The organism is Leptospira neocaledonica, assembly GCF_002812205.1.
Lineage (GTDB): Bacteria > Spirochaetota > Leptospiria > Leptospirales > Leptospiraceae > Leptospira_B > Leptospira_B neocaledonica.
Genome location: NZ_NPEA01000001.1, coordinates 507,046 through 528,253 on the forward strand (window position 1 = coordinate 507,046; position 21,208 = coordinate 528,253).

The following is a 21,208-nucleotide window of genomic DNA, read 5'->3' on the forward strand; positions in this document are numbered from 1 at the left end:
CTATGATCAACTCTCTTATGGACTTCAAAATAGATACATAATTTATTAACATTAGTTAAGACGAAATCCTTCTCCTTATCTGTCAGAAAGATTATGGAAGAGAAGGTTATGCAAAACTGCGATGAAATTCCTCCAAAAATAAAGCAGCCCTCGGGTTTTTTAGAAAAGGATTTTTTGCCTAAAGAAATGGGTTGGGACGAATGGTTCTGCCAAGCGACACAATTTAAGAATATACTATATCACTCTCCGAATGGATTTGCGATTGTTTCTTTGGAAGGCAAATTTATCAGCTCCAATCCTGCTCTCTCTCAAATTTTAGGCTATTCTGAAAATGAATTGGTCGGAATGAGTTTCGATTCTATCACGTACCCGGACGATCTGGAAGACGATATCCGCTCCAGAGACCAATTTCTAAAAAGTCCCGCTTCTACTTTTAAGAGGAAAAAAAGATACATCCATAAAGATGGACATCATCTTTGGGTACAAATTGATGTAAGTCTGATACGAAACAAAAAAGGTAGCCCAAGTTATTTTGCAGTCCAATTCCAAGATATTACCAAACACCATGAATTGGAAAAACAACTCATCCATTCTCAAAGAATGGAGTCGATCGGGTCCCTGGCAGGAGGTGTAGCTCACGATTTTAATAATATTCTGACAGTGGTATTAGGTTACACTACTCTCTTGGAAAAAAACGCAACGTATCCTGAAAAAATTTTACAATATTCTGAAATTATAAAAAAGACTGCAGAAAGAGGTTCTTCTCTAATCAAACAACTTTTGACCTTAGCGAGAAAGGTAGAATCAGATCTAAAACCTTCTATCGTAAACGACTTGCTCTCCGAGGCAGTCCACATTGCTGCTTCTACTTTTCCTAAATCTATCCGGGTAATTTCCGACCTTCCCCAAGATCCGATTCTGGTCCAAGCGGATCATACTCAGATCCATCAGGTTTTTCTGAACTTATTCTTAAATGCAAAGGACGCAATGCCAAACGGTGGATTACTTTCTATCAGATTAAGAATGGAAGATGGAGAATTTATTTCCCCCGAACGAACTCAAAAGACTGCGGTGATAGAAATTATAGATAGCGGAACTGGGATAGATCGAAAAACAATTCGTAAAATATTTGATCCTTTTTTCACAACAAAAGAGCCGGGAAAAGGAACAGGTTTAGGACTTTCTATCGTATATGGAATTTTAGAAAATCATAAAGGAAAGATCAAAGTAGAAAGTGAACTTGGGTCAGGTACAAAATTTTCCCTTTATTTCCCTGCATTGGAATAGGAGAATTTCAAACATTCTTCCGTTTCTAAATTTTGTAAGAAGTTTATTTTTGTTCCTTCCAAATCCTATTTCGGATCCTACTTAAAGACACTGGGGTAATCCCTAAAAAAGAAGCGATATAATGTTGCGGAATACGATTTGCAATATCCTGTTGCTCTTTGATCAAATTTAAATACCTTTGTTCCGGACTATCCCTGATTCTCGACAAAAACAAGTTCATATAAGTATCAAACCGTTCAGCTACGTATTCCAATAAAAAATCCCGGACCTCCGCATTTTCTCTATAGATAATTTCAGCATCTTCTCCGCTTAAGATTAATAATTCCGTTGGCTCTATACTTTCCACACTCAAGTGGCTGTCTCTATAAGTACCTCTATAACTATGAATAGATGTGATCGCTCTATTCTCGGGAAAAAATGCGATCGTTATATCCCTGCCCTTATCTTCGAATCTTAATCTCAAACATCCTTTTTTAACGATGAATATATTTTTAGTATAAACTCCTCTTTTGATGAGCACGGTTTTTGCCGGGACCTTCTTTTCCTTTAACATGGAGGTATAACGGTCCCAATTTTTTTCCAAACTTGGGATCTTCTTCTTTAGATTTTCCAGAAAAGGTATGTCCTGCATTATTTTGGCCTTGGATTCTCCCGTATTCAGTATCATAGGAATGAAAAGGCAAGATTTGTTTTGGGACCAAACCGGGAATTTAAGATTTTGGAACAAGTTCTCGAATTCTTTATTTAAAAAGTTTCGAATTAGATTGAATAGTTTCCTAAAAAGGGAAACCTTGCCCGCATCGAAGAGAATTTTTAAATATGTCATTTAGCAGATACAAAGGTAAAAAAGTATTTATAACAGGCGGCTCCGCAGGCATAGGCAAAGGAATTGCCATGGAATTAGCTAGGGCTGGAGCAAGTGTAATCGTTTCAGCCAGAGGAAAGTCTAACTTAGAAAAAACAGTCCAGGAATTGAAGGCTGTAGGAACTCCAACGGCTATCTTCGGATTCGCAGTTTTGGATGTTTCAGATAAAAAGGCCCTTGAAAAAGAAGCCAAAAAGGCAATCCAAACCTTAGGAGGACTAGACCTCCTAATTTGTAGTAGCGGTTTTGCAAAAGCAGGAGAAGCTTCCGATCTGGACGACGAAGTTTATAGAAATCTAATGGATGTGAACTACTTTGGTCACGTGAATAGTGCACTTGCATTTAGGGATCATTTTGCTAAACAAAAAAGCGGAGAGATCGTATTCTTAGCCTCTACATTGGCATTCTTTTCGATCTACGGATATGGGGCTTATTCGGCAAGTAAGTTTGCTATCGTAGGTTTTGCACAAGGTTTTCGCCAAGAAATGATGCTTCATGGTGTGAAGGTGAAATTATTTCTTCCTCCTACTACAGACACTCCCGGTTTGGAAAAAGAGAATACAGATAAACCTGAATTGAGTAAGGAAATAGAAATGGGATCCGCATTAAATAGAGTGCATTCGATTGATTCAGTAGCGAAGGCAATTTTAAAATGGATCCCGAATACTAAATTTGTCGGATACACAGGTTGGGATTCATGGCTTCAATATTTTTTATTTAGACATTTTCCCGAATTCAGTATTAAACTTACCGATTCCGAATTAAAAGCGGCTCAGTCCAGACTAAATAAGAAAAAACAAAAAGTATAAGCAGCGACTATATATTTTTATTCGATCCGAAAATAAAATACTATACAAAATGGCGCAGCTAAATAGATCCTAAAATCTCAGTCTATTTTTGTAGGAACATAGATGGTCTCATCTATGGGAAGACGGTGCAATTCCGTCACGGTACCCGCCGCTGTAAGAGGGACGAAAGGCACAAGATGTCACTGGGTGTAAAACCTGGGAAGACGTGCCGAGTAGGTTGATCTCGAGTCAGAAAACGACCTTACAAAAATCCTGAAGCTACGTGACCCAGTCTCGGATGTAAGACGATTACGTAACTAAACTCAATAATTTTGCTTATACGATGCTTCGGCGCGATCTTTTGCGTTCGAATATCGTTTATATCTTGTTAGGTGAAGATCTCTTAGGAGGGATTTTTATGCGCTCGATTTCCGTTTCGAAGGATTTTTCGGGAGCCAAAGTATGGCTTCGAGGTTCCGTTTTAGCTTTAACCGTGTTCCTTGCATTTTCTACGATCTATGCAGTAGGTCTTGAACCTATGGTGTATTTGCACGATACTTTTCACGATATAAGACATTCTACGGGTTTTCCATGCCATTAAGATCAGGATTTTCTGATCTTTTAAGGACCGGGTTATTATCCGGTCTGGTATCTGGTCTGGTTTTGGGAATTTTAGTTTGTGTTTGGAATCTTCCTCTGATCCTAGAAGCGGAGAAGTTTGAATCCAAATCGATATCTGAAAATTCAGATAAAGCCGAAACGCATGTACACTCACACGGGCATGGAGAAATCCATTCTCATACAAATATGCAGTCCACCCTGTCTGAAAAAACTGAGAATGATGGACTATGGCAAAAGAGGAACCTTGGAACAATCATCGGCTCTGCTCTATTAGGAATTTCTTTTGGAATCTTGCTCTCGGTTTGGCTGATCTTATTCCCTCCTAACGGATTTTTAGAAAGTCCCAACTTTTCCAAAGCGGTCCTCTTAAGTATTTTGTTTACGTTCGGAGGATTTTTAATCTTCTTCGGGATCCCGTTCTTAGGACTTCCTCCTGAGTTGCCAGGTAGAGCCTCGGGTGCATACGATTATCCAAAAAGACAGGCCTGGTGGTATCTCTGTGTAGGCTCCAGTTTAGCAGGTGTTTTAGTAGCTCGGGTCCTTCTAAATTATTTAAGAATTCATAATGTATTAAAATGGACTATGGCGGCGGCGACGGCTCTATTTTTTATAGGGCTTCCCTTCTATCTCGGAGTCCCTAAAATTTCCGAGGATTTTTCCGCTCCAGAAGAGATAAGAATTCAATTCGAATATGTAAGTTTACTCACAAATCTGATTTTCTGGTTTTTATTATCTTCCTTATTTTTTCTTCTCTGGAAACCCCGGCAGGTATTGGGATTCGAATGAAACCTAAATTTGCGGTATTGGTGCTGGGTCATGGAAGCAGGGAAGAAAATTCCAATATGGAATTCGTTTCCCTAGTGGAGGCGTATTCACTTACCCGCCCAGATTTAAAAATTGCCTATGCCCATGTGGAACTTGCAAAACCGGATCTGGAAACCGCATTAAGAGAACTTAGCCAAGAACATTCTAATATTATAATATTTCCCCTATTTTTATACACATCCGGTCATATCAAAAATGATATTCCGATCATACTCGATAGAATTAAAGCAGAGTTTCCGGGGCATTCTTTCAAAATAGCGAATAGTTTAGGCATTCATTCTAAGATGATATCCTTACTTAGAAAACGTGCAGAAGAATTTATACCTTTAAATAAAGAACAGGCCTCTAAAACCGGAGTGATTATCGTAAACAGAGGTTCTTCCGATCCGGATGCAAACGGAGATTTTTATAAAACGGTTCGATTATTCCAAGAAGGAAATCATTTCTCCTTTGTTCTTCCTTCCTTCATAGGGATCACCAGCCCTCTGCTTCCAGATACCTTGGAGATGGCTTCCAAGTTACGACCGGAAAAACTTCTGGTGGTCCCCTACTTTTTATTCGGAGGTAAATTGATCCAAAAAATTTCCTCCTTAGTCCAAAACTTCTCCGAAAAATTTCCTTGGATAAAAACGGAACTATCTTCCTATCTAGGCCCCGATCCTGAACTTTTCTCAGTAATGGATGAAAGAATCCAGGATTGTATTACCGGAAAATTTTCTCTCCCTTGTGACACTTGCGAATATAGAGCCCAACTTCCAGGTCTTTCTAAAAAAGTGGGCGGATTAAAGGCTCTGCTTTGGAGTATCCGCCATTTGGAAACTCATAACCAAGCCGCTCCGCATCTATTCCCTCATCGTAATTTACAAAAACATATATTTGTTTGCGAGAATATAGACTGCGCAAGCAAAGGAAGTTCAGCCTTAGTCGCTCGTATGAGATCTATTTTAAAATTACAGGGAAGACATTTGGATTTTAAAATTTCGCGCTCTTCTTGTATGGGGAGATGCGGAGAAGGTCCCGTAGTAGTAGTATACCCGGACGGTGTCTGGTATCAAAAAGTAAGCGTAGAAGATGCAGAGGATCTTGTTTCCGAGCATCTTTTGCAGGACAGATTGGTTTCTCGTTTAGTTGATAATATTATGCAATAGGAATATAGTATGGCATGTCATGAAATTGCAGCTTTAAGATTAGGGATGATGAATGTTCTCGGAATCAAAGACGAGTCGGTTATCCAACACGAAAAAAATGAAATAGGATCCGAAGCACTCTCCTCTCCTGGACCAATCCAATCTTTGACGAATGCGAATAACTTTGAGGATTTGATCCGATTTTTCGACGCGAGCCTGGTAGAGTTGGAGCAAAAAATCTCCGGACTATCCTCCTCAGATCCTAAATCGGGATATTATACTTCTCTTTTGATCTTAACTAAAAAAGTGGAATTGGATCTGAAAAATTCCGCTAAAGCATTCCAAACATTATATTTAGATTTAGAAGAAATGCATGATTTCGTACATGAGATCTACCCTTCTTAGGAGGAACATTGAGCCAAAAACTTCTCAAATTAATTTTTAAAGAAAATATAAGTCCTTCTTCGGATATATACCATTTTCAAAGATCGGACAGTTCTCCTTTTGAATTTGTAGGAGGACAATACGTTATCCTAAATACCGGAAACGATAGTGAAGGAAAAGCAATCAAAAGGGCTTATTCTATCATGTCTTCGGATTCTAAAACTGATTCTTTTCAAATCTGCGTGAAACGTTTAGGAACCGGAAAGGCATCCTCGATCCTTCCTGAATTAAAATTAGGAGACGAATTAGAATATTCGGGTCCTTGGGGAAAATTTGCAGGAGATCCAACATGGCCTTCTCCGGGTTTTTCTCTGATTTTGGCAACGGATACCGGGATCACTTCTCTGATAGGACTTCTTCTTTCCAAAAAATTCTCGGGCCGATTGGACAGCACAACTGCAGTTTGGTTTAAAACAAAAGAGGAAGATTTTATTTCGGAAAAATTAATAAGAACTATTCTTCCAGGTATTTCCAATTTTCCGAATATATTTCAAATTCCTTCCATCTCCGATCCGAATCGGGTTTCAACTGTATTAGAAATTCTAAGATCAATTTTAGGAGACTGTACTGTTCCTGAAAATGCTTTCTTGAGCGGAGATGGAAATATTATAAGAGAAGTAAGATCCGAATTGGTTCGTTTAGGAACCTTAGAATCTAGGATCGGAATGGAAACATTTTTTAATACTCAGAGAAATCCTTCTCCTACATTAAGTCTCGGAGTTTAAATGGCAACAAAGGAACTAAGAGAAGGTTTTACTACGGGTGCTTGCTCAGCCGCGGCTGCAAAAGCAGCTACCCGAGTCTTACTCTTAGGTCAAACCATTAAGGAAATTGAAACTACGCTTCCAAACAAACGGAAAGTCACTTTCGAACTAAAACGTTGTGAGATTTCCGAGGATAGCGCAGTTTGTAGTATTATTAAGGACGCAGGAGATGATCCTGATTGTACTCATGGAGCAGAACTAACCGCAGAAGTAAAACTCACGCAAGAAAACAAGATCATCTTAAAAGGTGGAGAAGGAGTTGCAGTAGTTACAAAAGCAGGACTCGGTTTAGAAATCGGCGAACCTGCAATCAATCCCGTTCCTCGAAAGAATATTACGGAAATGATATTAGAAGAACTGATAGGCTCCGCATTTTCTGGCGCAGAAGTGACCATCAGTGTTCCGGGCGGTCAAGAAATGGCTAAAAAAACAATGAATGAACGCCTCGGATTGATCGGGGGGATTTCCATATTAGGAACTACCGGCATCGTCAAACCGTATTCCACCGCAGCATATAAAGCAAGTGTAATACAGGCGATACAGGTCGCGAGAGAATACGGAGAACAAAGTATCGTTTTAACCACCGGAGGAAAGTCCGAAAAGTTCGCAATGGACCTTCTTCCTAATATGAACGAAATCGCATTCATACAAGTCGGAGATTTTATTGGAACAGGAATCAAGACAGCGATTAAAGAAGATATCCATCATGTGATTATAGTAGGTATGATCGGGAAACTATCCAAGATGGCCGACGGAGTCATGATGACCCATAGAGGAGGTTCTTCAGTAAACACGAAGATGCTTGCGAATATTGCAAGATCTTTGGAAATCCCCGAGACGGTTTGTTCCAATATTGAAGCGGCAAATACCGCAAGACACGTATTAGATATTTGTAAAGAATCCGGACATTTTTATATCACCACCAGAATCTGCGAGATCGTTTCCGAAAATTGTTCCAAACACGGATTAGGCTTACGGGTTTCCACTTATATGGTGGATTTTGATGGAACACTTTTAGGAAAGTTCGAGGCTCCGGAAGGCTGGGGTATTAAAGGAGAAGCGGAATAAATGAACGATATGCGACAGATAACTTCCCTAGGAAGGGAAATCGAAAATAATTCTTTTGCGATCATAGATGAAGAAGCTGGAAATCATCCTCACCCTCCCAGTGAATGGGAAGTTGTCAGAAGGATTATACACGCTACTGCGGATTTTGAATACAGAGACTTAACAAAGATCCACGAGAATGCAATCCGTGATGGCATTCTCGCATTGAAAAATGGATGCCCGATCATTTGTGATGTTCAGATGATCATAGCAGGCCTAAACAACGAACGTTTGAATGCTTATGGTTGTAAAACTTATAGTTTTATCAGTGATCCGGAAGTGATCCAAAAAGCTAAGGAAAATAATTCCACAAGAGCAATAGAGTCCATGCGCAAAGCAGCCAATCAAGGACTTTTAAACGGAAGTGTGATCGCCATCGGAAATGCACCGACTGCACTTTTGGAAATAGTGAGACTTGTGCAAGAAGAAGGTATACGTCCCTCTCTTGTGATTGGAGTTCCCGTAGGATTTGTTTCTGCTGCAGAATCTAAAGAAGCTCTATTGGATGTCAAATTCCAATCCGAATATTCCATTCCCTATATACTTACAAGAGGAAGAAAGGGAGGGAGCACGATCGCAGTCTCCATCATACATGCACTCCTACTTCTTTCTACGGAGAAAAAATTTTGAAAGCGGTTACCGTTATAGGAATCGGAGACGACGGTTGTGTCGGCCTTTCCAGCAAAGCTATGGGAGCCGTTGCAAGAGCAAGAATTCTTGCAGGAGGAGAAAGGCATTTAGACTTCTTTCCTCAGTTCGACGGAGAAAGGATCATTATTAAAAACGATGTGGTTCGAACTGCAGAGAAGATCGCGGAACTTTCAGCGGAGCATACGATATGTGTTCTTGCTTCAGGCGATCCTTTATTTTTTGGAATAGGAAATCTAATCTTAAAAAAAGTCGGGAGAGAGCATGTAGAATTTATCCCGGCTCCGAGCTCGGTTCAAAATGCTTTTTCTAAAATCGGAGTTAAATGGGATGACGCTTCCTTTCTTTCCTTACACGGAAGACCGATCGAAGGATTTATTACAAAATTACAAAGTATATCCAAGGTTGCTTGTCTTACCGACGAGACAAACTCCCCTTCTACAATCGCAAAGTATTTATTAAATTATTCTGAAACAGACTGGAAAGCATTCGTATGTGAAAATTTAGGAGGAAAAGAGGAGAAGGTTCGAGAGTTCGAATTAGAAACCTTAGCTACAACTCAAAATATTTCCGACTTAAACGTACTTATCCTTCTTAGAAAGGATCCGACTTGGAAACCTTCTCCACTTCTTCCCTTTTTAGGAGAAGAAGAATATGCAAAACGTCTTCCTAAAAAAGGACTGATTACTAAAAAAGAAGTCAGAATACTTTCTCTTTCTGCGTTAGAAATCCGACCGGATTCAATAGTTTGGGATATCGGAGCTGGTTCAGGCGCCGTTTCAATAGAAGCAGCCAGAATTGCCAGGGAAGGAAGGGTATATGCAATCGAAGTGGATCCGGAAGGAATAGAGATCTGCGAGCAAAATATTCTCACTCACAAAACGGATAATATTTTCTTAATACATGGAAAAGCTCCTCAAGCATTGATAGACCTTCCTTCTCCCGACTGCGTTTTTGTAGGAGGCTCCAAAGGAAACATGAAGGAGATCATAGAACTTTCGTGGGAAAAACTAAGCCCAGGAGGATGTTTAGTAGCGAATGCAATTACCTTAGACAATGTTTCCGAGGCTTACAGGACATTTAGAGACATGGATCTAATCCCTGAAGTGAGTCTTATTAATATTTCCAGAGGCCAAAAACTCGCCGATTATCTCAGATACGAGGCTCTAAATCCGATTCACATATTTAAAATTAGGAAATCTTAATACATTTTATGAATGTAAAAACTAAATACGGCAAATTATACGGAGTCGGTGTGGGCCCTGGCGCTACCGACCTCATTACTCTCAGAGCAGTTCACGTTCTGAATTCAGTCCCCGTTCTTGCCATCCCCAAAAGTAGCGAATCTCTTCCCTCTTTTTCTTGGAGAGTTTGCTCTCCAGTTGTTCAGGAAAACGAATCGCAAGAAAAATTATTCTTACATTTCCCGATGACCAAAGATCCGAATATCTTAATCCCAGCCTGGGACAAGGCATTTAAGGAAATAGGCATTCGAATAGAAAAAGGATTGGATGTTGCATTCATCACACAAGGCGATCCTTCTGTCTACAGCTCTTGGAGCTATTTATTGGAAGAAGCTCCAGACAGATGGCCAGGAATAGAAATTGAAATTGTTCCTGCAGTATCGTCTATCACAGCGATCCCAGCAAGTTTACTCACTCCGCTCGCAGATGGAAGAGAACGGTTCTGCGTCCTACCTGCCACCTATGGCCTAGAGGATCTTGAAAAACTCATCCAAGATTTTGATACAATTGTTCTAACAAAAGTCGGACAGGTAGTTCCCGAACTAATAAGAATATTAAAGGAACAGAATATTCTAGAAAATGCAACCTACGTTTCTTATGGAACCACCGACCGCCAGCGGATCGTAAAAGATATAGAATCCATCAAAAACGAAACATGCGATTATTTTTCCATGGTTATAATCTCTATTCGAAAACGAAAAGGCGTCCTAAGAGGTATTTCTGATGATTCAGAGTAGAAAACCCTACGCGATTTACGTAATTACTAAACATGGTTTAAAGACAGGGACAAAATTATTCCGTTCCTTAAAAGAAGCGGAACTATTTGTTTCTCCTAAATTTATTTCGGAAGCTCCTAAAGAATCCAAACTTTTAAGTCTCCCGATGGAACCAACATTGAGAGAAAGTTTCATGGAATATGATTGTCATATTTTCGTGATCAGTGTAGGAGCTGTTGTTCGGATGGTCGCTCCATTTTTGGTCAGTAAAAAAACGGATCCCGCCGTTCTTTGTATAGATGACCAAGCAAAGTTCACCATCTGCGTTTTATCCGGTCATGTTGGGAGAGGCAATTTTTTTACTCAGAAAATTTCAGATCTTTTGGAAAATATTCCAGTGATCACAACTGCATCCGATGTTTCCGGAACTTTAACTGTGGATATTTTAGGAAGAGAACTGGGTTGGAGTTTAGAAGACCAGGATCGGAATATAACCCGAGCATGTGCAGCAGTAGTAAATGAAACTAAGGTTTTATTTGTACAAGAGACGGGCGAGCCGAATTTTTGGCCTTTGGAAAAAGGTCTTCCTAAGGGTGTAGAATATTCCCTTAGTTTAGAAAATGTAGATCCAGAAGATTATGAAATTCTACTCATTGCAAGCGATAGAACAGATATCAAAACTACAACCCCGGAGATATATTCTAACTCAGTAATATACAGACCTAAATCATTAATCTTAGGATTGGGCTGTGACAAAGGAATTCCTACCGAAGTGGTAGAGAACGGGATCACAAAGGTATTAAAAGAATATAATCTATCTTTCGAAAGCATAAAATCAATTGCAAGCGTCGATGCAAAAAAAGCAGAGCCTGCATTTTTGGAAATTTCGGAGAAATATGGCTGGGAATTTACGACCTTCTCCGCAGAAAAACTGAACCAAGTAGAAGGAATTTCAGAAACTTCTAAAGCTGCTTCCGAATATGTGGGGACTCGTTCCGTAAGTGAGGCCGCGGCTCTTCTTCTTTCCGGCTCCGAAAAATTACTCGTAACAAAACAAAAATACAAAGAAACAGAAGCCGGAAAAAATCTCACTGTCGCCATTGCAAGAATCCAATTTGCGACCAGACCAGAAATCCGATCCGAAAGTTTGGAGAAAGTATGAGCGAAACTCCAAAAGGAAAATTGAATATTGTAGGGATAGGCCCTGGAAATGATTCGCATATCACCCCTGCCGCTTTAGCTGCTATCAAAGAAGCAGATTCCATAATAGGATACACTACTTATATCAATCTAGTAAAACATCATCTGAGCGGAAAACAAGTAACTCGTACGGGAATGACGGAAGAGATTACTCGGGCACAAACAGCAGTGGAGTCTGCAAAATTGGGACAAACGGTCACATTGATCTCTTCAGGAGACGCGGGCGTTTATGGAATGGCCGGTCTAGTATTCGAAGTTTTAAGAAAAACAGGTTGGAAAAAGGGAGACTCTCCTGAAATAAAAATGATTCCGGGGATCAGTGCAGATAGCTCCTGTGGTTCTCTTGTAGGAGCTCCTATGGTCCACGACTCAGCCAGGATCTCGCTTTCCGATCTTTTAACTCCTTGGACTGTGATCGAAAACCGGATTGAGTCAGCAGCTAAAGGAGACTTTGTAATCAACCTATACAATCCAGCTTCCGGAAGAAGACAAAGACAGATTGTAGAAGCAGCTCGTATCATAAAAAAATATAGGCCAGGAACCACTCCAGTCGCACTCGTCAAGAGCGCATATCGCAGACAAGAGAATATTCAGTTCTCAGATCTGGATCATTTTTTGGAATTCGAGATCGGAATGAATACTACCGTCATCATAGGATCCTCTCAATCTTTCGTTTATGAAGGTTTTTTTGTAACCCCAAGAGGATACGGAAATAAATACTCTTTAGAAGATGGCTCTTTGAAACCGGGACAAAATAGAGCAGTATCATTGAGAACGGAAAACGATCTGGCAAGTAGGATTCCAAAAGAATCACCTTCTCCTAATTTAAATATTACTAAAATACAAGGTGCATTCGTAAAATCGAGCACAACGATTTTTGAAAATGAAAAGGAAGAAGTCGCGGAGACCCAAGATTCTTCCGTGTCTACCGCCCTAAAGGCATTACAATTTCTGGAAGTGACTCCTAAAAAAAAGGACATTCAAATCTCCGAATTGAAATCAGAAGAAAAAATCCAATATTTAGGACGTATTGGCGGAGCGGTTCTTTATAAAAATGATGAGGATTACTATTTAATCGGAAAACTTAAGAGACCTACCAATCTTGAAACATTCGGATTTTATAATCCACCCGAACAAGACCAAAAATGGATACGGCTAAAAATTAAGGATCAGGAAATCGTTTCACAAAATAATTTCGATGTTTTAATTTCTTTCCCCTCAGAAGGTAAACCAGAAGAAGTTTATGATATATTCTCCATTTATAGAAATTCTTCGGTCAGCGAACGGCTTTGGAATTATGTTTTAGATAATAGTAAAATGATTCTCTGGGAAACCAGAAAATATACGGATGCAAGATGGTTGGGACATTCTCCAAAACAAGTCTGGTCTTCCTTCAGGGAAAATATATTAAAATGCGACTAAGAGTATTATTATGAAGGTATATATCATTGGCGCGGGTCCGGGCGATCCGGATCTGATCACCATCAAGGGTGCAAGACTAGTGGAGACCTGCCCTATCGTTCTCTACACAGGGTCTCTTGTACCTCAAAGAGTAATAGAAAGAGCGAATCCAAGTGCAACCGTATTAGATTCTTCTAAAATGACTTTAGAAGATATCATTTCCATTTTAGAAGAGGCTAAGAAGAAAGACCTAGATGTTGCGAGAGTCCATACCGGAGATCCCTCTATATTCGGCTCCACCGCAGAGCAAATGAGAAAAATGGATGAGTTGGAAATTCCCTATGAGATCGTCCCTGGAGTTTCCTCTTTTACCGCTGCAGCCGCAATGTTAGGCAAGGAGCTTACCCTCCCTGAAGTTTCTCAATCTGTGGTCATCACTCGCGCGGAAGGAAGAACTCCTATGCCGGAAAAAGAGAAATTAGCAACATTTGCATCCACCGGAGCAACTTTAGTTTTCTTTCTAAGTGTTTTACATATTCGTAAAATTGTTGAGGAACTTATCCCTCACTATGGTAAGGACTGTCCGGTTTCAGTCGTGCAGAAAGCAACCTGGCCGGAACAGAAAATAGTCACCGGGACTTTAGAAAACATAACATCCAAGGTAAAAGAAGAAAAGATCACAGCTACTGCGATCATCTTCGTAGGCAAAGTACTGGATTGCCATGATTTTGCGGATTCCAGACTTTATGCTTCCGACTTCTCTCATAAGTTTAGAAAAGCGAATAAAAAGCAGATTGTTTCGGAAGCACAATGAATTCTTCTCCCGATAAAAAAGGACTGATCTTAGTATTCACCGGTCCTGGAAAAGGAAAAACTACCGCTGCTCTCGGAATTCTTTTCAGAGCGCTAGGAAGAGGTATGAAATGCGGGGTTGTCCAATTTTTAAAAGGAAAATGGGAAACCGGAGAAAGGAAATTTGCAAAAACCATTACAGATCTGGACTTTCACGTAATGGGACTCGGCTTTACCTGGGAAAGTGATGATATAGATCAGGACAAGAAGGCCGCAAGATTAGCTTGGGAAAAATCTTATGAGATGATATTTTCAGAAAATTATAAAATACTCATATTAGATGAGATTACTTATGCTTTTCACTACGGATGGCTTTCTCCGGAAGAAGTCTGCGACGCTCTTTCCAAAAAACCGGGAGATCTACACATTATTATTACGGGCAGAAATTGTCCGAGTTTATTAACGGATATGGCTGATCTGATCAGCCAAATAGAATCCCCTAAACATCCATATAAAAAGGGCGTTCCCGCTCAAATTGGGATAGATTATTAAAAAATTATGATACAAGAAATCAGAATACCGAGGATACTAATTTCCGGAACTGGGAGTGGAACCGGAAAGACCACATTTACAATAGCGCTTACCAAGGCTTTGCAAGCAAAAGGCCTAAAAGTTTCTGTATTCAAATGCGGGCCCGATTATTTAGATCCAGGTTATCATTCTTTCGTTACCGGAAAAAACTGTCAAAATCTGGATGGATGGTTGATGGGAAAAGAATCGGTAATTTCCAGTTTTGTTGGTGCAAGCCAAGGGTCGGATATTTCCATCATAGAAGGAGTGATGGGATTATTTGATGGCCATTCACCTAATTCAGATGCAGGCTCCACGGCGGAAATCGCAAAATGGCTGCAAGTTCCAACTATCGTATCAATCGATGCATCCGGAATGGCGGCGACTTTTTCAGCAATTGCATCAGGAATCAAGAATTATGATCCTCAAGTCCCTATCCAAGGTTTTTTTGCAAACTTTTTAGGAAGTAAGAGTCATCTTTCCATTATAGAAACTGCAAGTATTCCATTACCCGTTTTAGGCGGATTTCCTAAGTCATACGAATATTCCTTTCCGGAAAGGCATTTAGGACTCCATTCCGCGGGCCCTGATATTTTAACGGAAGAAAAACTTTCTTTTTGGCAAAATCTAACCGAAGAATGGTTGGATCTAGAAAAAGTATTAGAGATTGCCAACTCCGCGCCCCCCATTCTATCTCCAGGACAGTCGAAAATTCAGCCCAAAACTAAAGATTGTAGAATAGGAATTGCTTTTGATGAAGCATTCCATTTTTATTATGAAGATAATTTCAAAAAATTGAGGGAGGAAGGCGCAGAGTTAGTTTTTTTCTCTCCGCTAAAAGATACAAAACTTCCAGAAGTAGACGGACTGTATTTCGGGGGTGGCTATCCGGAGATATTCGCAGATCTTTTAGCGAATAATAAAAACCTAATACAAGATATCAAAAATTTTGCAAATTCGAAAAAGCCAATCTACGCGGAATGTGGTGGATTAATGTATCTTTCGTCAGAGATCCAAAACATAGAAGGTCAATGTTTTCCGATGGTCGGCCTGATCCCAGGAAAGGCGATCATGGGTCCTAAACTCAAAAGTTTAGGTTATGTAGAGGCATATACTGAAAGAAGGACAATTCTGGGAGAAGCGGGAATTCGTTTCCGGGGACACCAATTCCGATACTCTGATCTGATTATAGAAAACGAGGACGAATTATTATTCTCTTATCATATCAGAAAACGTAAGTCAGAACAAAGTACTCGAGAAGGTTATACAGTTTCAAACGTTTTGGCAAGTTATGTACATGCACATTGGGCCTCCAATCCTGAAATTCCAAAAAACTTTATAGCTTCTTGTAGGAGATTTAAAGTTTGAGCTTTTTTCAGTCAGACAAAATAGAAGTTTCCGAAACATGGTTGGAACTCCAACTTTCGATGCCTCATTCTTCTTTAAGTTGGGCGGTCGTGGGGGGAGGATATCTAATCACAAACAAAATTTATTGGTTAAAAGTTTCCAATTCCGACTTAAGTCCTGAAATTCTTCCGGAAGAATATTATAGAAATCGATTAGTAGAAAAAGGAGAGAAGGAAGAAGTTTTAGGGTTTATGACCAGCGCCTCTCTTTTGAATCACTCTGTCGTCGAAAAAAATTTGGGTGATATGCACGTTAGGACAATCGCGACAGTAGGATTAGGAAATGCGGTTAGAGTAGGAGATCTTCCAAAACAAATAGAAAAAATAGGAACCATTAACTTACTCGTTCAAACTTCCGAAATGTTCACTTTCCCCGCAAGTATAGAAGCAATCTCTATAGCGTCCGAGGCAAGGACCCTTGCGGTTTTAGAATCCGAGATCCAGATACAAAACGAAAATAGTTTAGCTACGGGGACTGGAACGGATTGTATCGGAGTTATCTCTCCGATTGGAGCGAGTGGAATAGATTATGTTGGAAAGCATACTATCTTTGGGCATTTAATTGGAGCAGCTTCCTACGAAGCGGTCGCTCAAGGTATCCTCAAATGGAAAAGACAAAAAATCACTTACTTAGAGAATTTCAAAGCTCAATGAATATATGAAAAAATCAGTATGTTTACTCAGACACCCAAGCATACTTTCTGAATATGGAGGAAAATATTTAGGAAGAAAAGAAGTATCTCTTTCTCAAGAAGGACTTGGAGAAATAAAAAATATAGAGAAAAATATCCAAGATAAATTCCTGAAAGGAAAAATATATCTGAGCCCATCAAAACAATGCAGAGAAACCTTTGATGCATTAGGATTTTCTAAAGAAGTCCAACCGGAATTCAGAGAAGAATTACGAGAATTACATTTTGGTGAATGGGAAGGAAGATCTTTTTCAGCCGTTGCAGAAGCAAATTTAGAATGTTTAAAAAAATTTGCGAATTTCTCCCCTTCTTTTCAATTTCCCCAAGGTGAAAGCCTGTTTGAATTTCAAACAAGGGCAGAAGTGTTCAAGAAGCATATACTCTCTTCCTCAGATAATTCTATTCTTATTGTAAGTCACGGAGGAATTCTCTCTATCCTACTTTGTTCTTTTTTAAGCCTTCCTTATTCTTTTTATACGAAATTCAAAATATCCCCTTCTACTCTTATTTATTTAGATATATTTAAAAATGGTCAGGTTGTTTTGACCGATTTAATCAGAATGTCTTCCTCAAGGAGATGTGAATGGCCGGGATAGTTTTAATCACTGGTGGATGCAGAAGCGGAAAAAGTAAATTTGCGTTAGAGAAAGCGAATTTTATACAAGGAAAAAAAATCTTTTTGGCCACCTGCCCTCGCATAGATTCTGAAATGGATGAAAGAATAAAAAGACACCGGTTAGAAAGAACAGGTTGGGAAACAATAGAAGAAGAATTGGAACTTTCTCCTCTGTTCGATTCTATTCCCGCAGAATCTGTAGTATTATTAGATTGCCTAAGCCTTTGGATCAACAACCTGATGTATGATACAAAAAACAAAAATATACAATTGAACCAAGATCAAATCAAGGACTATTGCAATAAGCTTGGACATTCTATCTTAAATTCGAAAGTGAAAAATGTATTTATAGTCACAAATGAGGTCGGAATGGGTCTTGTTCCGGAAAATAAAGAAGGCAGATTGTATAGAGATCTATTAGGGATCTGTAATCAAACCTTTGCTTCTGTTGCAAGTGAAGTATACTTTTTAGTCAGTGGGATCCCGATCCAAATCAAACCTTCTTCGGATAATAGTTTATGAAATCAGAAAACATAAATCCGCACGGAGGAAATTTATATAGGATGGCGAATCTTGCCGGGATTGATCCTTCGGAAATTTTAGATTTCTCTTCTAACTTAAATCCTTTGGGTTTTCCGGATTGGGTGCGCCCATTGATTAATTCCAAAATCAGCGATCTAATACATTATCCCGATCCAAATTACACGAAAGCCAGAATTTCTTTAGAAAAGTATTGGAATATTCCAAAAGAAGAAATCGTTTTTGGAAATGGCGCCTCTGAACTCATTCAAATCATTCCAAAGATTAAATCATTCGATCTTGCAGTAATCGCTCAACCCTCTTATATAGATTATCAAAAAAGTATAGAATTGGCTGGCTTGGAAATCCGTGAAATCGCTCTTCAAAAAGACTCAGATTTTGAATTAAACTATGAGGAGCTGATCAATATCCTTAATGAGCATGCGGAAAAACAAATATTGGTTTTATTGGGACATCCGAATAACCCAACGGGAAAACTACTAAATAGGGAAAAAATCCTAAAAATTTCTTCAGAATATGAAAATTCATTTTTTGTAATAGATGAATCTTTTATAGACTTTTGCCAGAATGACGTTTCATTTCGAAATTATACATCTGAAAATTTGTCCGTTCTTTGGTCTTTGACTAAAGTTATGGCTCTTCCCGGACTTAGGATAGGAGTTCTATTAACCGATTCCGAGATTGCGGCCAGAGTCTCCAAAATTCTTCCCACTTGGTCTCTAAATACTCTAAGCGCATCTATTATAGAAAAATTCGGAGAAAACCAGGATTACATAATTCGAAGCAAAGAGAAAATATATGAATGGAAGAGCGAATTTCAAAAAGAATTGGAGGATCTTAAAATCTTTCAGATCTATAATACAAATGCAAATTTTATTCTATTGGAATTTTTAGATATAAAACGTAATATATCGGAATTAGAATATCTTCTCCTCAAAGAATACAAAATCGGGATCCGAAATTGCGGAAATTTTAAAGGATTAGAAAATAATTATATACGGATTGCGATCAAAACCCCGGAAGAAAATGAAAAGTTGCTCCGAGCTTTTCGCTCGGTATTCAAAAAAGATCCTAAGCCTTCCAAAATAAAACGAGCAAAACCTGCACTAATGCTCCAAGGGACTGCCTCGAATGTTGGGAAAAGTATTTTGGCGACTGCATTCTGTAGGATATTCACTCAGGACGGCCTCAAGGTGGCACCTTTTAAATCTCAAAACATGGCATTAAACTCTTTTGTGACTTACGAGGGTGCGGAAATAGGAAGAGCGCAAGCATTACAAGCGCAGGCATGCAAGATCAGGGCAGACTACAGAATGAACCCTATCCTTCTTAAACCTTCTAGCGAAAAAGATTCCCAAGTCATCCTAAACGGGAAACCGGTGGAAGCGATGGATTTCAGAGACTATATGAAATTTAAGTTAACCGCGTTTAGTGAAGTCAAAAAGTCTTACGATTCACTTTCAGAAGAATTTGATATGGTTGTCTTAGAAGGAGCCGGCGGAGTTTCAGAAGTCAATTTAAAAGATAAAGACATAGTAAATATGAGAATGGCGGAATATGCCAAAGCAAAAGTGTTATTAATAGGTAATATAGATCATGGAGGAGTATTCGGATCTTTCGTAGGCGCAATGGAAACCATGTCAGAATGGGAAAGAAAATTAGTTTCAGGTTTTCTAATAAACCGCTTCAGAGGAATAAAAAGTCTACTCGATCCCGGGATTAGGTATTTGGAAGAAGCTACTGGCAAAAATGTATTTGGAATAGTCCCATTCCTAAATGATCTCCGCTTACCAGAAGAAGATTCCTTAGAGTTTAAATCGGGAAGTTTAAGTGATACTTCTCCCTTAGGCGACAGGATAGATATAGTTTTAATCGATACACCTAGGATCTCCAACCACACAGACTTGGATTCTCTTAGGATAGAACCTGATGTAAGAGTAAGGATAGCTTATAGAAAGGAAGAAATTGGAAATCCAGACGTTCTAATCCTTCCAGGAAGTAAAAATGTAATCACAGATCTGAATTACCTGAAAGAATCGGGAATCTCCGATACGATTATAAATTTTTATAAAGAGGAAAAAACAGAAATAATAGGGATTTGCGGAGGATACCAAATGTTGGGAGAATCCGTCCATGATCCATTCCGTATCGAAAGCGACCTAGGCTCCGCGGAAGGTTTAAAACTTATCGGTGTAAAAACAGTATTAGAAAAAGAGAAATTACTGAAACAAACGGAAGGTATCCATGTCCTTTCCGGAAAAAAAGTATCCGGTTATGAAATACATCATGGGAATACGAGAGAAATCTCCGCAAGATCCATATTCCAAAATACTTCCGGGGAAAGTTTAGGTCATCAAGGTCCCTCGGAAAGAGTTTGGGGAACTTATTTGCATGGAGTATTCGACGAAGATGAATTCAGAAGATGGTTCTTAGATAAAATCAGACTCAAAAAAGGACTGAGACCCTTGGGCAAAATCCAAGCCAAATACGAGTTGGAAACAAATCTAGATCGTTTAGCGGACGAGGTCAGAAACTCGGTAAATATGTCGGAAATTTATAGGATATTAGAATTTTAATGAATTCAATTTGGATTCTTCCAGCTTCCCTACTTCTGGACTTGGGTTTCGGAGATCCGCAAGGTTTTCCTCATCCGGTTAGATTCATCGGAAAATTTGCAAGATACATGGAGAAGTTCACAAGGAAATTCATTTTTTCGGAAAGGTTTGCCGGTATCATCACTGCATTTTCAGTATATTCTCTTTCTTTTATATTACCTTGGGTAATTATAAAATTCTCCCGCTACATTCATCCATTTTTAGGAGAATTGGCATCTGTATTTATTATCTATACCAGCATAGCCTTAAAGGACTTATTAGATCATAGCAAAGACGTATATTCTGCACTTCGCGAAAATAATCTTGAAAAAGCCAGATTAATGGTTGGGAAAATTGTAGGAAGGGACACTGCGAACTTAGAAGAGCCGGAGATCGTCAGAGCAGGCTTAGAAAGTGTGGGGGAAAGCCTAGTGGATGGAATTACCGCCCCGCTCTTTTTTGCAGCCTTGGGAGGACCATGTCTTGCCATGCTTTATCGTTCTATCAATACTTTAGATTCGCTATTTGGTTATAAGAATAGTGCATATCTCAAATTCGGTTGGGCTTCTGCAAAAATAGATGATCTAGCAAATTATATTCCTGCGAGATTGACTGCTCCTATACTTTGTTTATCTTCTGCAATATTAGGTTTTTATCCATTAAGGTCTTTTAAAATACTGATCCGGGACGGAAAAAAACATCCGAGTCCTAACTCAGGACTTTGTGAGGCTGCTTTAGCGGGTGCCTTAAAAATCCAGTTGGGAGGAAGGAACTATTATTCTGGAATACCAAGTGAGAAGCCAAAATTGGGAGATCCGGATCGAAAATTAACTCCAAATTTGATCTTAGATGCAAATAAAATTATATTCTTAACTTCTATCGTTTCCTCCGTTCTATTTTTAGGTTTGGGGCAGGCAACTCGTCTGGTGTCTGGGGCCTTCTTCTAATCTTAAACTAATTT

At 39.2% G+C, this 21,208-nt stretch carries 22 protein-coding genes and 1 riboswitch; of the genes, 21 read left to right on the plus strand and 1 reads right to left on the minus strand.

Annotation, left to right across the window (positions count from 1 at the left end; translation table 11 throughout):
* The first annotated feature begins 93 nt into the window (after positions 1-93).
* The gene (locus CH365_RS02315) at positions 94-1,287 is read left to right on the plus strand and encodes a two-component system sensor histidine kinase NtrB (RefSeq protein WP_100766975.1); all 1,194 of its coding nucleotides are present in this window, start codon (positions 94-96) and stop codon (positions 1,285-1,287) included.
* Between the two features lie 43 nt (positions 1,288-1,330).
* Here CH365_RS02315 and CH365_RS02320 read toward each other — a convergent pair whose 3' ends face one another.
* The gene (locus CH365_RS02320; protein WP_244282950.1) at positions 1,331-2,014 is read right to left on the minus strand and encodes a Crp/Fnr family transcriptional regulator; all 684 of its coding nucleotides are present in this window, start codon (positions 2,012-2,014) and stop codon (positions 1,331-1,333) included.
* Positions 2,015-2,106: 92 nt separating this feature from the next.
* Between CH365_RS02320 and CH365_RS02325 the strand changes: the two genes are divergently transcribed.
* The 20 genes from CH365_RS02325 (at position 2,107) to cbiB (ending at position 21,194) form a co-directional block, all read left to right on the plus strand.
* Entirely contained in the window at positions 2,107-2,961 is an 855-nt protein-coding gene (locus CH365_RS02325) for an SDR family NAD(P)-dependent oxidoreductase (protein WP_100766976.1), read from the plus strand.
* A 75-nt stretch (positions 2,962-3,036) separates the two neighbouring features.
* Positions 3,037-3,220, plus strand: a riboswitch (cobalamin riboswitch).
* A gap of 138 nt (positions 3,221-3,358) precedes the next feature.
* Positions 3,359-3,541 (plus strand): CbtB domain-containing protein, encoded by a 183-nt coding sequence (locus tag CH365_RS02330; protein ID WP_100766977.1) that lies wholly within the window; start codon positions 3,359-3,361, stop codon positions 3,539-3,541.
* Positions 3,532-4,347: a CbtA family protein gene (locus tag CH365_RS02335; RefSeq protein ID WP_100766978.1), complete on the plus strand. Its 816-nt coding sequence runs from the start codon at positions 3,532-3,534 to the stop codon at positions 4,345-4,347. Before CH365_RS02330 ends, CH365_RS02335 begins: the two co-directional genes overlap by 10 nt.
* On the plus strand, positions 4,344-5,534 hold the full coding sequence (locus tag CH365_RS02340) for a CbiX/SirB N-terminal domain-containing protein (protein WP_100766979.1): 1,191 nt from the start codon (positions 4,344-4,346) through the stop codon (positions 5,532-5,534). The genes CH365_RS02335 and CH365_RS02340 overlap by 4 nt, the downstream gene beginning before the upstream one ends.
* Positions 5,535-5,543: 9 nt before the next feature.
* A complete protein-coding gene (locus CH365_RS02345) occupies positions 5,544-5,918 on the plus strand; it encodes a DUF3209 family protein (protein WP_100766980.1) in 375 nt (124 codons plus the stop codon).
* Between the two features lie 8 nt (positions 5,919-5,926).
* Positions 5,927-6,682 carry an FAD-dependent oxidoreductase gene (locus tag CH365_RS02350; RefSeq protein WP_100766981.1) on the plus strand — a complete coding sequence of 252 codons (756 nt, stop codon included), beginning with the start codon at positions 5,927-5,929 and terminating at the stop codon, positions 6,680-6,682.
* Complete coding sequence (locus tag CH365_RS02355; protein ID WP_100766982.1) at positions 6,683-7,789, plus strand: cobalt-precorrin-5B (C(1))-methyltransferase; 1,107 nt, start codon at positions 6,683-6,685, stop codon at positions 7,787-7,789.
* A complete protein-coding gene (locus CH365_RS02360; RefSeq protein ID WP_100766983.1) occupies positions 7,790-8,458 on the plus strand; it encodes a precorrin-8X methylmutase in 669 nt (222 codons plus the stop codon).
* Positions 8,455-9,681, plus strand: coding sequence for a precorrin-6y C5,15-methyltransferase (decarboxylating) subunit CbiE (cbiE, locus tag CH365_RS02365; RefSeq protein ID WP_100766984.1), 1,227 nt, complete (start codon positions 8,455-8,457; stop codon positions 9,679-9,681). The genes CH365_RS02360 and cbiE overlap by 4 nt, the downstream gene beginning before the upstream one ends.
* An 8-nt stretch (positions 9,682-9,689) precedes the next feature.
* Entirely contained in the window at positions 9,690-10,457 is a 768-nt protein-coding gene (gene cobI / locus CH365_RS02370; RefSeq protein ID WP_100766985.1) for a precorrin-2 C(20)-methyltransferase, read from the plus strand.
* Entirely contained in the window at positions 10,444-11,598 is a 1,155-nt protein-coding gene (locus CH365_RS02375; RefSeq protein ID WP_100766986.1) for a cobalt-precorrin 5A hydrolase, read from the plus strand. The genes cobI and CH365_RS02375 overlap by 14 nt, the downstream gene beginning before the upstream one ends.
* Entirely contained in the window at positions 11,595-13,058 is a 1,464-nt protein-coding gene (gene cobJ, locus CH365_RS02380; protein WP_100766987.1) for a precorrin-3B C(17)-methyltransferase, read from the plus strand. The genes CH365_RS02375 and cobJ overlap by 4 nt, the downstream gene beginning before the upstream one ends.
* Positions 13,059-13,068: 10 nt before the next feature.
* Positions 13,069-13,851, plus strand: a complete 783-nt coding sequence (gene cobM, locus CH365_RS02385) for a precorrin-4 C(11)-methyltransferase (RefSeq protein ID WP_100766988.1) — start codon at positions 13,069-13,071, stop codon at positions 13,849-13,851.
* Positions 13,848-14,381 carry a cob(I)yrinic acid a,c-diamide adenosyltransferase gene (gene cobO, locus CH365_RS02390; protein ID WP_100766989.1) on the plus strand — a complete coding sequence of 178 codons (534 nt, stop codon included), beginning with the start codon at positions 13,848-13,850 and terminating at the stop codon, positions 14,379-14,381. The genes cobM and cobO overlap by 4 nt, the downstream gene beginning before the upstream one ends.
* A 6-nt stretch (positions 14,382-14,387) precedes the next feature.
* On the plus strand, positions 14,388-15,767 hold the full coding sequence (locus CH365_RS02395; protein WP_100766990.1) for a cobyrinic acid a,c-diamide synthase CobB: 1,380 nt from the start codon (positions 14,388-14,390) through the stop codon (positions 15,765-15,767).
* 59 nt (positions 15,768-15,826) lie between these two features.
* A complete protein-coding gene (locus CH365_RS02400; protein WP_100767030.1) occupies positions 15,827-16,459 on the plus strand; it encodes an adenosylcobinamide amidohydrolase in 633 nt (210 codons plus the stop codon).
* Between the two features lie 4 nt (positions 16,460-16,463).
* Complete coding sequence (locus CH365_RS02405) at positions 16,464-17,093, plus strand: histidine phosphatase family protein (protein WP_100766991.1); 630 nt, start codon at positions 16,464-16,466, stop codon at positions 17,091-17,093.
* The gene (cobU, locus tag CH365_RS02410) at positions 17,081-17,635 is read left to right on the plus strand and encodes a bifunctional adenosylcobinamide kinase/adenosylcobinamide-phosphate guanylyltransferase (RefSeq protein WP_100766992.1); all 555 of its coding nucleotides are present in this window, start codon (positions 17,081-17,083) and stop codon (positions 17,633-17,635) included. Before CH365_RS02405 ends, cobU begins: the two co-directional genes overlap by 13 nt.
* On the plus strand, positions 17,632-20,229 hold the full coding sequence (locus tag CH365_RS02415; RefSeq protein WP_100766993.1) for a cobyric acid synthase: 2,598 nt from the start codon (positions 17,632-17,634) through the stop codon (positions 20,227-20,229). The genes cobU and CH365_RS02415 overlap by 4 nt, the downstream gene beginning before the upstream one ends.
* Positions 20,229-21,194, plus strand: a complete 966-nt coding sequence (gene cbiB / locus CH365_RS02420; RefSeq protein WP_100766994.1) for an adenosylcobinamide-phosphate synthase CbiB — start codon at positions 20,229-20,231, stop codon at positions 21,192-21,194. The genes CH365_RS02415 and cbiB overlap by 1 nt, the downstream gene beginning before the upstream one ends.
* Positions 21,195-21,208: the final 14 nt, after the last annotated feature.